An 11187-nucleotide genomic window follows, 5' to 3' on the forward strand; every position below is an offset into this window, starting at 1 on the left:
CTGCTGACCAGGGTCAGCAGGGGGTTCCGTTTGCACTTAATCCGGCCCTTTTGCTGGCATCAACCACAACCCGGCGGGTCACTGGTTCTCTGGACGGCAGACGCGAAGAGATCTGACGATCAGCGCAGGTGCGCGCCGAAAGGTTCCCCCCGCCGTCACAGGAGCCGAATTCGCCGAAGATCAAGGGGTCTATGGATACGGCCGGTCAACATGTCCTGATCGTTGAGGACGACGACGACATACGGACGCTGATCACGAAGCTTCTGCGTGAGAACGGCTTTCGCGTGACCGGCTGCCGGAATGGTCACGAGATGCGCCAATTGGCCAGCGACGTGGCCTACGACCTCGTGATCCTTGATGTCATGCTGCCAGGTGGCTCGGGACTCGATCTCTGCCGGACACTCCGTGAGACAAGCGCGGTCCCCATCATCATGGTTACGGCGCGCACGGAAGAGATTGATCGGGTTGTGGGCTTGGAGATCGGGGCCGACGACTACATCACGAAGCCTTTCGGGCGGGCGGAATTGCTGGCACGAATCAGGGCGGTGCTCCGGCGGGGCACCCATCCGGTTCGCGGGCCGACCGCAAGGCCCGACTGCCTGGCCTTCTCAGGTTGGCGCCTCGACCTGCGCGCCCGCATCTTGACCGATCCGGAGGGCGCCGCGATCGACCTTTCGGGCGCGGAGTATGATCTGCTCCTTGTTTTCCTGGAGCATCCTGGGCGGGTGCTCGGCCGCGAACAGATCCTGGAGATGAGCCGCGGCCGCCTCGCCTCTCCGTCCGACCGCAGCGTCGACACCCTCGTCAGTCGCCTTCGGCGCAAGCTCGAACCGCCCGAGGGCCTGCCACCCGTCATCAAGACCGTGCGTGGGGCCGGCTACATGCTGGCATCGAAGGTCGAGCGCGCGTGAGACGCCTTGCGCACTTGGCAAGGAGTCTTGAGGCGCGCACGGTTGCGGTGCTGCTCATGGCGATCCTCGCTGTCCATGGCGGGGCGTTGCTGCTCTATCGCCGATCCGCCGCGGCCGCGGCGGACGATGCCTTCGCCAGGCAAGTCGCCAATCAACTCACGCTGGCCCGCGAGGCGGTCCTGCGTCGGCCCCCGGCCGAGCGCGACGCAGAGGCGAAGGCTCTGTCGTCGCCGCATTTTGAATTAAGTTGGTCCGCGACCTCGCCCTTGAGCCAGGACGAGACGGCCGATCCCGGACTTTGGTCGCTGCGGACCCGGATGATTTCCCTGGACCCGGATCTCGGGAAGGGGCTCGCACTTGCAATGGATGTCGGCGACGAGGTCGCCCATCAGGAAGACCTGACCGGCGCACTGGCATTGGCCGACGGCAGCTTCCTGACCTTTCGCTCCGCGCATGCGCCGAGCCTCGCCCGGATCGGACCCTGGGCCTACCTGTCCACGGCGATGGCCATCCTGGTCGGCGTCGCCGCCGTCATCCTGATGCACCGGATCGCGGGTCCGCTTCGCGATCTCACCCGTGCAACAGGAGAAATCGGACACGGAAAGGTCGTTCCGATTCGGGAGGCCGGCCCCGACGAGACCCGCGAGATCGCCCGGGCACTCAACGCGATGCAGGCGCGTATCCATCGGCTGGTCACGGAACGGACCCAGGCTTTGGCGGCCGTCTCTCACGACCTGCGCACCCCTATCGCGCGACTTCGCCTGCGCCTCGACGGCATAGCCGACCCGGCCGAAAGCCGAGCGATGGGCTCGGACCTCGACGACATGCTGGCCATGGTCGATTCGACGCTGGCCTATCTGCGCGGCGACGCCGATCCCGAGCCCCGCCAGGTCGTCAACATCGCAAGCCTGCTGATGAGCATCGCTGATGCGTCCTGCGACGCCGGCCGAGACGTCGTCTACGAGGGCCCAGGACGAGCCCTCGCGACCGTGCGCCCGGTCGCGATGCGGCGCGCGCTCGACAACGTCGTCGATAACGCCGTGCGCTACGGGACCCGCGCCCGTCTCTCGCTCGTGGTTGATGAGGACGAACTCCTGGTGACCGTCGAGGACGACGGCCCCGGTATCGCGTCCAATGACGTGGCCAAGGTCTTCGAACCATTCACCCGGCTTGAGGCGTCTCGGAACCGCAATACCGGGGGCACGGGGCTTGGCCTCACGATTGCGCGTCGGATCTTCGAGGACGAGCAGGGCATCATCACCCTGGCAAATCGCCCCGAAGGCGGCCTGCGGGCACAGGTGTCGCTGCCGCGCACGAAGCGCTGACACACTTTGTCACGAACGCGGCACGCGGGTGTCAACCAAGATTGCTATCTCCACTCTCGCAGGCGGCCAGAGAGGACGCCGGAACCTTGGAGACGAACGTCATGACGCGGACCTTTGCGGCTCTTCTCGCCATTGGCCTGGTAACGGGTATCGCGGCCCCGGCCCTCGCCGCCGATGGTCACGGCAACGCGGACAGGCCTGAGCTCCGGGTCCCCAATACGGGCAGCGTTTCCGGCGGTCCGTCCCATCGGGACGATCCGCGCGTGAGCGAGGCCCGCGAGGTCGGCAGGGACGGAAAGCCCGTCCACTCCGCCAACGATGGCCACGCCCACGGTCATTCTCACGACAAGAAGTAACCAGGGGCGGGAACCCCACGTGACCGTGAGGACGCACCGATGCGGATGCTTCCCCTCGTGGTCGTGTTCGTGCTGCTGACCGGCGGCATCGGTTACGCCCTGGCCGCGGAGGGCCGGCCAGCTCCTGTCCAAAGCCTTCGCGGTGCGGTTGTGCCCCCTCTCGTGCCGTGAACCGCCCGCCCCGGACCCAGAGCCGGGGCGGCCCCCCATTCCTCCCGGTCGTCGTCATCGTGTTGCAAGGGCTGTTGGAAGGGCAGCGTTCCTACCCGTCCCTGCCGCGACGGCCATTTTGTCGGCTGACGACGAGATACCGGTGGTCACCGTGATCTTGGCGCCCTGCGCGGTCATGCCTGAGCGGGCGGTGTCCGGCCTCGTGATATCGGGCGAACCTCACCGCCGGCGTCGGCAGGAATACGAGAGGTCTCAGGCCGAGGAGGGGATGCCTCATGTCGCGGCCCACTGATCAATAAGGAAACCTGCCGCGGCCACCCATGCCGGTGATGTGCAATTTCGCCCTCGACGCAGGGTTCGAGAAGGGTCGGGCCTGTCGTGAACCGGCATGACAGATCCGGCGATATCGGGTTCGATGCAGGGAGCCTGAACGCGGGCGTCAGGTCCGATTCGACGACAAGACTTGCAAGGGAGACTTCAAGGATGACACGCATGCCATTGATACAGTGGGTGTTCCGTACGACCCTCGCGGCGGTCGCGCTGCTTTCGACCTCCGCAATAGTCCATGCGCAGGGCCATTCCCACGCTGCGGCGAACGGCGGTCAGATCAAGGACATCGGTCCCTACGAGGCGGAACTCGTCGTGAAGGGCTCCGACCTCATGCTGTACATCGTCGATGGGCAGGAAAAGAAGGTCGACACGTCGAAGTTCTCGGCCACAGCCGTGGTGCTGGCTAAGGGCAACGAGCAGAAGACCGTCGAATTGACACCTTCCGGGGACAACCGCCTTTCTGGTAAGATGGATTTCAGCGTCGACGGCAAAGTTCGTGCGACGGTCACGCTGAAATCGCCATCCGGCGATGCCGGCAAAGGACGGTATAGCGTCGACGCGAAATAGCGGAACAAGGGCAAGCAGTGGGACTCGCATCGGCCATGCAGCAGAAGGGGAGTGCTTGCGCTGCGGCCAGCACCCGCCTGCTGCTGGCCGCCCGGCTCCTTGCCTTCGTCGTTCTGTTGCTCCTGGCGCTGCCAGTCACAGAGGCTTTCGCAGGCCATCCGCACGACCATGCAGTGGGCGCCCACCATTCCTTGCAGGGGCCATCATCCGAAGCGCCGTCTTCGTCTGACGAAAGTGTTGCGCATCACTGCGCGCAATGTGCCGGTCACCAGCTAGTGGCGGCCGACTACTATGCGCTCCGGGAGAAGGCGGAGGTGTCACGGGTCGCCTTCCCGAGACTTCAACGTCCGGCCTGCGCGTGCGCCTTGACGCCGCCGCACAAGCCGCCTCGCGCCTGAGCCGCAGCGGCGGCGCCTGGCCGTCCTCGTATGCCTCCGGTCCCGGCGACGGCCGGGGCGTCACGTCTCGATGCGCGCGCCGGCCCTCGCTGCGCGACATGTCCCGATCAAAGCCTGTCGTGGCAATGTGGGAACGTACCATGTTTCGATTTCTGTTGATCCCAGCGACCCTCGGTGCGGGCTTGGCGCTCGGCGCTTTCGTGCCCGAGCTGCCGCAGACAGTAAGGTCCTGGGCCGCCTCCACCGGAATCATGGCCCTCGCAGCTGGTCCGGCGGAAAGCGAGAAGCCGGCGGAGAAGTCAGGGGGGCACGCGGGACACTCGCATGGTCCGGCCAAGAAGCCGTCCGGCCATGCCGGACACGCGCATGGTCCGGGCGACAAGGAGGAGGCGCCCGAAGGCGCTATCCTGATGACGCCGGAGCAGATCACGAGCGCGAAGGTCGAGGTCGCGCCGATCGAAAAGGGCATCCTCTCGCGCAGGCTCACCGTCCCGGGAGTCGTCACTCCAGACGCAGATCGAGTGGCCCGGGTGGCGGCGCGCGTCGTCGGAACCGTCGCGGAGCTTCACAAGCGTCTTGGCGATCCGGTCAGGAAGGACGAGGTCGTCGCGGTGCTCGATAGCCGCGAGGTGGCGGAGGCGAAGAACGAATTCATCGCGGCCTTCGTCGGTAAGGAACTGCAGGAAAACCTGTTCGAGCGCGACCATGCGCTCCGGGACAAGGGCATCTCGGCCGAGCAGGTCTTCCTCAAGGCGCGAACCACGTTGATCGAGGCGCGGCTCAAGGTGGATCTGGCTCGCCAGAAGCTCTCCGCCCTCGGGGTGCCCGACAAGGAGGTCGCGGCCCTGTCTGCGCCGCCGCCCGCGTCGACGAAGGTGGCCTCGGGCCACGAGGACCACCTCCTGGGCCTCGATCGGGCGCCGAAGCTCGGGTTGCAGCGCTACGAGATCCGTGCGCCGATTTCCGGGCAGGTCGTGGAGCGCCAAGTCGACGTCGGGGCGCCCGTCAACGGCGAGGGACAGATCAAGGAGATCTACACCATCGCAGACCTCTCCCAGGTCTGGGTCGAGCTCGCGGTGCCGACCTCAGACCTTGGCGCGATCCGCCAGGGACAACCCGTCACCCTGACAGCCGGCAACGGGGGACCGACGACCCAAGGCAAGATCGTGTTCGTGAGCCCCATGCTGAACGCCGAGACCCGCTCGGCCAAGGTCATCGCGTCCGTGGTCAACGAGGGCATGGTCTGGCGGCCCGGCTCCTACGCGACCGTCAAGGTCGCGGTCGAGGAGATGCCCGTCGACATGCGGCTGCCCCGTGGCGCCTTGCAGACCATCGAGGGCGAGCAGGTTGTGTTCGTTCGAACCAAGATCGGTTTCGAGAAGCGCGAGGTTGTGCTGGGCAAGGGCGACGACGAGGCCGTCGAGGTCGTGTTCGGACTGGATCCCGGCGACGAAGTCGCCGTCGCCAATTCCTTCATCCTGAAGGCGGAGCTCGGCAAGTCCGAAGCCGAGCACGTCCACTAGGAAGTCCGGATCATGATCAACCGCATCCTGGGCTTCTCGGTCCGCCAGCGCTGGCTCGTCGTGCTGCTCTCTCTCGCGGCCGCGGCCTTCGGTATCTTTTCGCTGACTCGGCTTCCCATCGACGCCGTCCCGGACATCACCAACAATCAAGTCCAGGTGAACGCGGTGGTGCCGCAGCTCTCGCCCTTCGACGTCGAGAAACAGGTCACCTATCCCATCGAGACGGCCCTCGCCGGCATCCGCGGACTGGAATACACGCGCTCGCTCTCACGCAACGGCTTCGCACAGGTCACGGCGGTCTTCTCGGAGGGCACCGACCTCTACTTCGCGCGCCAGCAGGTCAACGAGCGCCTCGGGGAGGCCAAGGCCACGTTGCCGCCCGGCGCGGAAGTCCACATGGGTCCGATCTCGACGGGCCTCGGCGAGATCTACATGTGGACGGTCCACTTCGGCAGGCCGGAGGATCGCAAGCCCGCCAAGCCGGGCCAGCCCGGATGGCAGGCGGACGGCAGCTATCTCACTCCCGAGGGACAGCGCCTGGCCCAGCCGTTCGAGCGTGCCTCCTACCTGCGAACGGTACAGGACTGGGTGATCGGCCCACAGCTGAAGACGGTGCCAGGCGTTGCCGGCGTCGACGTGATCGGTGGCTACAAGAAGCAGTACCATATCCAGCCGGACCCGGCGAAGCTGATCGGCCTGAACCTCTCCTTCAAGGACGTTGCGGAAGCCGTCGAGCAGAACAACCAGAACCGCGGCGCGGGGTACCTGGAGCGGAACGGAGAGGGCTACGTCGTCCGTTCCGGCGGCCGCATCGAGAGCATGGACGAGATCGGCCAGATCGTCGTCGCGACCCGCGGCGGCGTGCCCGTCAGGGTCGCCGACGTGGCCGAGGTCCGGATCGGCCGCGAGCTGCGAACGGGCTCGGCGAGCGAGAACGGGGAGGAAGCCGTGGTCGGCACCGCCCTGATGCTGATCGGCAGCAACAGCCGTACGGTCTCCGCCGCGGTCGATGCCCGACTCAAGGAGATCGCCCGTACCCTGCCTCCGGGCGTCGAGGTCAGGACCGTCCTCAACCGCACTCTCTTGGTCGACGCCACCGTCAAGACGGTCGCCAAGAACCTCGCGGAGGGCGCGCTGCTCGTCATTGCGGTCCTCTTCCTGCTGCTGGGTAACTTCCGCGCGGCCGTGATCACGGCGCTGGTCATTCCCGTGGCGATGCTGATGACGATGACGGGCATGGTGCAGGGGAGGATCAGCGCCAACCTGATGAGCCTCGGGGCGCTCGACTTCGGGCTCATCGTGGATGGCGCCGTCATCATCGCCGAGAACTCGCTCCGGCACCTCGCCGAGAAGCAGCACGAGCTCGGGCGCAAGCTCGGTCTTGAGGAGCGTCTCGCCACCGTTCAACGGTCGGCCGAGGAGATGATCAAGCCCTCGGTCTACGGGCAGGCGATCATCATGCTCGTCTACGTGCCGCTCCTGACCTTCACGGGGGTCGAGGGCAAGATGTTCGCCCCGATGGCGCTGACCGTCATCATCGCGCTGGCCTGCGCCTTCGTCCTCTCCCTCACCTTCGTGCCGGCCCTCATCGCCATTGTCATCACGGGGAAGGTCCAGGAGAAGGAGAATATCCTTATCCGAGGCCTCAAGGCGGCTTACCGCCCGGCGCTCGGCGGCGCCGTTCGTCATCCCCTGCCGGTCATCGGCGGCGCGGTGCTGCTCTTCCTGGCGAGCGGTCTCCTGTTCGGGAAGCTCGGGCAGGAATTCATCCCCCAACTCGACGAGAAGAACATCGCCATGCACGCGATGCGCATCCCTTCGACTTCGCTGACGCAGTCGCAGGATATGCAGCTCGCGGTCGAGGGCGTCGTTCGCTCGTTCCCGCAGGTGGCCTTTGTGTTCTCGAAGACGGGTACCGCCGAGGTCGCTTCCGACCCCATGCCGCCCAACGTGTCGGACAACTTCATCATCCTGAAGCCGCAGGGCGAATGGCCCGACCCAAACCTTTCCAAGGATCAACTCATCGAGGACATCCAGAAGGCCGTCGGCAAGGTCACCGGCAACAACTACGAGTTCACGCAACCCATCCAGATGCGCTTCAACGAGCTCCTCGCTGGAACGCGCGGCGACCTCGCGGTCAAGGTGTTCGGCGAGAGCTTCGACACGATGCTGCCGGCGGCCAACCAGGTCGCCACCGTCCTTCGCGGTGTCGAGGGCGCGCAGGACGTCCGGGTCGAGCAGGTCACCGGCCTGCCATCCCTGGAAATCAAGGTCGACAAGGCCGAGATCGCCCGCCTCGGCCTGAGTCATTTCGCGGTTCAGGATGTCGTGGGCGCCGCCATCGGCGGCCGCGAGGCGGGGGTTGTGTTCGAGGGCGACCGCCGGTTCGATATCGTGGTCAGGCTGCCGGAGACTGTCCGGAGCGATATCGAGGCCCTGAAGAACCTGCCGGTCTCCCTGCCAGCGGGCAAGGACGGCCGTGCCGCCTCGGTGCCCTTGAAGCAGGTGGCCTCCTTTATCTTCTCGGAAGGCCCGAACCAGATCTCCCGCGAAAACGGCAAGCGTCGGATCGTCGTCACCGCCAACGTCCGTGGTCGCGACATCGGCGCCGTCGTGGCCGAGGCACAGACCAAGGTGGCGGCGGAGGTCAACCTGCCGGCCGGTTCCTGGATCACATGGGGTGGGCAGTTCGAGAACCTCGCCGCGGCGCGTCAGCGCTTGATGGTGGTGGTGCCCGCCTGCTTCTTCCTGATCTTCCTCCTGCTCTACTCGGCCTTGGGCTCGCCCCGGGATGCGCTGCTTGTCTTCAGCGCGGTGCCTCTCGCGCTGACGGGGGGTATTATTGCCCTCTGGCTCAGGGACATGCCGTTCTCCGTGCCCGCGGCGGTCGGCTTCATCGCCCTTTCCGGGGTCGCCGTGCTCAACGGCCTCGTCATGCTCGTCTTCATCAAGCAGCTGATGCAGGAGGGCCGACCCTTGCGCGAGGCGATCCTGGAGGGGGCGATGACCCGCCTCCGCCCCGTGGCGATGACGGCGCTGGTGGCCTCCCTCGGCTTCGTCCCGATGGCGCTCGCGACCGGCACCGGCGCCGAGGTTCAGAGGCCGCTTGCGACCGTGGTCATCGGCGGCCTCATCAGCGCGACGCTCCTGACCCTTGTCGTGCTGCCGGCCCTCTACGCTCGCTTTGCGAAGCCGGCCCTCGGGTCGAAGGGAACGGTTTCGGCGCCCACGACGGCGCCGGGGGCACCGTTCAAGGTGGCAGCGGAATGACGGAGGCTACAACCCTCGGCGTCGCGGCCCTCGTCTTGGCGACGTCAGTGTCATCGGCCGCGGATTCCGGCACGATCAGGCCCCGATGCATCACCCACGACCATCAGCCGCTGCAGATCAGACGGATGCCGTTCGCGTCCGCGACGACGTCCAAACCGCGCAATCCCCTCCAGGACGAGGCCGTCCACTGCGAGGATCTCCGACAGGTCGGCGAGCCGGACGCGTGATCCATGGTCCGACGCCGGTAAGGGAACAGAATGGGACACGGGCATTCGCATGGCGGCAGCCTTCCCGCCGGGACGCCGGCGGGTCGTCACAAGACACGGCTTGCCTGGGCGCTCGCCCTGACGCTGGCGTACATGGTGGCGGAGGTGGTGGGAGGCCTGCTGACGGGTAGCCTCGCCCTGCTTGCGGACGCCGCGCACATGGTGACCGACGCGGGCGGCCTCGCACTCTCGCTGATCGCCATCCATTTTGCCGCCAAGCCGCCGACGCCGGGCAAGACCTTCGGTTACCTGCGCTTCGAGATCCTTGCCGCGCTCGCCAACGCGGTCGTCCTCCTCCTCGTCACGGCCTACATTCTCTACGAGGCCTACCGGAGGTTCGTAGATCCGCCCGAGATCCTCGGATGGCCGATGATGCTCGTCGCGGTGATCGGCCTCGGCGTGAATCTCGCGAGCATGCGCATCCTGTCGGGCGGCACCTCGGACAGCCTGAACCTCAGAAGCGCCTACTACGAGGTGTTCGCCGACATGCTGGGCTCGCTCGGCGTGATCCTGGCCGCAATCATCGTGATGACGACGGGCTGGCGCGTGGCCGACCCCATCGTCGGCGCCGCCATCGGCCTCTTCATCGTGCCGAGGACCTGGAACCTCCTCAACGAGGCAGTCCACATCCTGCTGCAGGGCACGCCGGCCCACATCGACCTCGGCAGGGTCCGGTCCGGGATCGAGGCCATCCCCGGCGTGCGCCGGGTCTACGACCTGCATGTCTGGACGCTCACCTCCGGGTTCGACGCGATGAGCGCGCATGTGGTGGTGCACGACCTTGCCGAGGCGCCGTCCGTGGTGCGCGCGGTCCGCAAGATTATGAAGGGCGACCACGCGGTCGAGCACGTCACGATCCAGGTCGAGGACGAGGCGCTGGCCCGGGAGGCACCGCAACTCGCCGTCTGAACGCGCGACCCGCGATCGGGCGCCTCCGCGCCCGGCAAACATGTCGACAAGCCGAGCCTTTGACGCCCGTTCCGTCAAGCTACCGGCGCGCCGAACGAAAGGATCCCGAATGCATCGTCAGGTGACGCTGGCGGCGGCCGCCCTGCTATCGGCAAGCTGTGCCCAGGCGCAGTCGGTCAAGATCGTCGGCATCGGGGCCTCGACATGCACCCGCTTCAACGCCGAGATCGCCGCGGCGCCGTCGGCCGAGCGGGATTATCTCGCCTGGGCGCAAGGGTTCATGAGCGGCGCCCTTGTCCGGGCTCCGCCAGGGGTCGACGAGGGCCTGGACCTGGCGCCGGCCGACTTCCCCCTCGGGCTGCAAGCCGAATTCCTACGCGACTTCTGCCTGAAACATGAGGCCGGCGACTTCAGCGACGCCGTCCATGCTCTTTACCGCCGCCTCCGTGGCGGTGGGACGTAAGTCTCGGACCACGAGCCGCCGGAAGTCGAAAACAAGCCGCGAGGCTCAACGGAGGCCAAAGCCTGTCGGCAATGCTCTTAAGAGATTACGGGCGGCCCGGAGTAAACCAGCTTGCCCTCGCGTGCCCGGCCTTGCTCGGTCGGAGCGTTGTCCGCTTTGGCGGCTCGCCGGCTGTCGCAGGCAGGGGAGAAGTGACCTCAGCCGCTCCTGCCACGGCGGGATACCAGAGGGCTGGGCCGTTTGGGCTTGGCTCGCCCGGCCGTATGTGCATTGCCCTTGCCCGAGGTCGGATCGAACAGCGCCTCGATGAGCGGGCATTCGGGCGTAGAGCCATTCGCGCAGCGGGCCACCATGTCGGCGAGGACCCGCTCCATCGTCCGTAGGTCCGAAATCTTGGCGCGCACGTCGGAGAGGTGGCCTGCCGCCACCTCGCGCGCCTCGGCGCATGGCCGGTCGCGCTTCTCGGCAAGTTCCAGAAGCGCCTTGATCTCGTCGAGCGTGAAGCCGAGCTCACGCGAGCGCCGGACGAAGTTCAGGCGCATCAGGTGCCCCCGACCGTAGAGGCGGTGCCCGCCTTCGCTGCGCGCGGGCGAGGGCAGAAGCCCGATCCGCTCGTAGTAACGCACTGTCTCGATGTTGACGCCGGTGCGCCGGGACAGGGCGCCGATGGCCAGCCGCGGCGCCCTGTCCCGGCGCAC

At 66.7% G+C, this 11187-nt stretch carries 10 protein-coding genes; 9 read left to right on the plus strand and 1 reads right to left on the minus strand.

The window, feature by feature from the left end:
* The first annotated feature begins 191 nt into the window (after positions 1-191).
* From MFF55_RS23960 to MFF55_RS23995, 9 genes are all read left to right on the plus strand, one after another.
* Positions 192-911: a response regulator transcription factor gene (locus tag MFF55_RS23960; protein ID WP_238246629.1), complete on the plus strand. Its 720-nt coding sequence runs from the start codon at positions 192-194 to the stop codon at positions 909-911.
* Positions 908-2236 carry an ATP-binding protein gene (locus tag MFF55_RS23965; RefSeq protein ID WP_306421470.1) on the plus strand — a complete coding sequence of 443 codons (1329 nt, stop codon included), beginning with the start codon at positions 908-910 and terminating at the stop codon, positions 2234-2236. Before MFF55_RS23960 ends, MFF55_RS23965 begins: the two co-directional genes overlap by 4 nt.
* Positions 2237-2337: 101 nt before the next feature.
* Positions 2338-2592, plus strand: a complete 255-nt coding sequence (locus tag MFF55_RS23970) for a hypothetical protein (protein WP_238246631.1) — start codon at positions 2338-2340, stop codon at positions 2590-2592.
* A gap of 39 nt (positions 2593-2631) precedes the next feature.
* Positions 2632-2763 (plus strand): hypothetical protein, encoded by a 132-nt coding sequence (locus MFF55_RS26915; RefSeq protein WP_283206793.1) that lies wholly within the window; start codon positions 2632-2634, stop codon positions 2761-2763.
* Between the two features lie 492 nt (positions 2764-3255).
* On the plus strand, positions 3256-3660 hold the full coding sequence (locus tag MFF55_RS23975) for a hypothetical protein (RefSeq protein ID WP_238246632.1): 405 nt from the start codon (positions 3256-3258) through the stop codon (positions 3658-3660).
* Between the two features lie 538 nt (positions 3661-4198).
* Positions 4199-5581: an efflux RND transporter periplasmic adaptor subunit gene (locus MFF55_RS23980; protein ID WP_238246633.1), complete on the plus strand. Its 1383-nt coding sequence runs from the start codon at positions 4199-4201 to the stop codon at positions 5579-5581.
* A 12-nt stretch (positions 5582-5593) separates the two neighbouring features.
* Entirely contained in the window at positions 5594-8851 is a 3258-nt protein-coding gene (locus tag MFF55_RS23985; RefSeq protein WP_238246634.1) for an efflux RND transporter permease subunit, read from the plus strand.
* A 257-nt stretch (positions 8852-9108) separates the two neighbouring features.
* Positions 9109-10026 carry a cation diffusion facilitator family transporter gene (locus MFF55_RS23990; RefSeq protein WP_238246635.1) on the plus strand — a complete coding sequence of 306 codons (918 nt, stop codon included), beginning with the start codon at positions 9109-9111 and terminating at the stop codon, positions 10024-10026.
* 109 nt (positions 10027-10135) lie between these two features.
* Positions 10136-10489: a hypothetical protein gene (locus MFF55_RS23995; RefSeq protein ID WP_238246636.1), complete on the plus strand. Its 354-nt coding sequence runs from the start codon at positions 10136-10138 to the stop codon at positions 10487-10489.
* A 197-nt stretch (positions 10490-10686) separates the two neighbouring features.
* On the opposite strand, the gene MFF55_RS24000 is transcribed toward MFF55_RS23995, so the two are convergent.
* On the minus strand, positions 10687-11187 hold the full coding sequence (locus MFF55_RS24000; protein WP_238246637.1) for a MerR family transcriptional regulator: 501 nt from the start codon (positions 11185-11187) through the stop codon (positions 10687-10689).

The organism is Methylobacterium iners (assembly GCF_022179305.1).
Lineage (GTDB): Bacteria > Pseudomonadota > Alphaproteobacteria > Rhizobiales > Beijerinckiaceae > Methylobacterium > Methylobacterium iners.